Raw genomic sequence first — 232 nt, forward strand, 5'->3', positions numbered from 1 at the left:
GGCACGTCAGCATTACCGTATGAACCCCCTGCCATCCGGCCGCGTTGTAGAAGACATAGCACACGAGCACGGCCAGCAAGGTCTTGAGCGAGAACTGGGCGTAGACAGTATTGCTCAACGCATCGGGTGCGACAACGGGCTGGCCCGGCGGCATATGCATCGCGTCGGCCTGCGCGGCCTTGAACGCATCAAGCTCCAGCAACGTACGCTGCATCGCCTGCAACACCCAGGG

1 pseudogene is annotated in these 232 nt (G+C 62.1%); it reads right to left on the reverse strand.

The window, feature by feature from the left end:
- Positions 1-232, reverse strand: a pseudogene (locus SB679_RS26490) (hypothetical protein); the annotation flags it as partial.

The organism is Chryseobacterium sp. SIMBA_029 (assembly GCF_046535275.1).
Lineage (GTDB): Bacteria > Bacteroidota > Bacteroidia > Flavobacteriales > Weeksellaceae > Chryseobacterium.